Below are 1,300 nucleotides of genomic sequence, written 5' to 3' on the forward strand. Positions count from 1 at the left end.
CTGGACACCCGCAACAACTCTGACTTTGGCCGCGTGATTGGGCGGTTTGAGGTCCGTAGCGTGAGGAGTGCCATTTGATGACAGCGCTGGGCGTTCTGAGGTTGTATTTCCGTCGCTGGTCAGCCCGATTCCTGCATTTCAGGCGCACCTATTCTGTGGCTGCCCGCCGCTCGTGGAAGATCAGGCGATCAAAATTGTAGACCAGGTTGGCCAGCGTAAGTTTGGCCTGCGCCCTGGCGAGCCCGATGGTCCGGATGAATAGACCATAGCGGTTCTTCTGGTGCGCAAAGACGTGCTCCACCTTGGCCCGCACGGCCGATTTCGAGGCATTGGCGCGCGCGATGCACTCGGGCATCGGTTTGCCCTTGGGCTTTCTGCGATGGATCCGGCTCGTGAGCATGTTGCGGCCAGCCATGTCTCGTTCTTCTGGCTGCGATAGGCGCTGTCGGCCCAGACATCGCTGGCTGTATTGCTGGTATCGATGACCCGTCGCAGTTGGCGCCCGTCACTATGCGCCGCCGATGTCACCGCTGCCTTGCGGATAAAGCCGAAGCGCCGGTCAATGCTGATATGGGATTTATAGCCGAACACCGGCGTGGCGATCTGCGGCAGCGGTGTCCCATCCGGGCGATAGCGGATCTTGCCGCCGATCTTCACTGTCCAGCGCGCGTCGACATCCTTCTGGTGCGCCTTGTTCGGCTTGCCGTGCCAGATCTGCCTGGCCGACTTGCCCGCCTTGATAGCGACCTTCTCGTCCTCGGTGTTGCGCTGCTTGGGCGCGGGTACCAGCGTGGCATCCACGATCTGGCCGCCCATGGCGAGATAGCCGGCTTCGCGCAATTGCCGCTCGAACGCCTGCATAAGCGCTTCGAGCGTGCCGCTCTCGCCAAGCCGGTTGCGATAGTGGCGGATGGTGTTCTCGTCGGGCATCGCGCCGCCCAGATCGAAGCCGAAGAAACGCATCCAACTCAAGCGGTCGCGGATCATGAATTCCATACGCGCATCAGAGAGATTATGCTGCGCCTGAACCACCAGCACCTTGAACATCGCGACCGGATCGAACGGCGGCCGACCGCCTTTTGCGCCGTCGCTATACCCTAGGCCGCGGGTCAGCAGCGGCCGGAAACGCTCGAAGTCCACCGTACCCGCCAAAACCTCGAGCGGATCGCCGTCCTTGCTCAACCGGTCCAGGTGCTCCGCCAGCGAAAACAGGCTGTGTGGCTGCATCGATGCTCTCCTTCCAATGCACCGAATGAATCACACCAGCGGTCTCAAAGCGAGAGGTTATTGCGGGCGTCCA

General features: G+C 61.5%; 1 pseudogene. It reads right to left on the minus strand.

What is annotated here, in order from left to right:
* Positions 1 to 148: 148 nt before the first annotated feature.
* Positions 149 to 1,227 (minus strand): annotated as a pseudogene (locus K4G67_RS17450) (IS5 family transposase).
* Between the last annotated feature and the right edge of the window lie 73 nt (positions 1,228 to 1,300).

Source organism: Croceicoccus hydrothermalis (assembly GCF_022378335.1).
GTDB classification, from domain to species: domain Bacteria; phylum Pseudomonadota; class Alphaproteobacteria; order Sphingomonadales; family Sphingomonadaceae; genus Croceicoccus; species Croceicoccus hydrothermalis.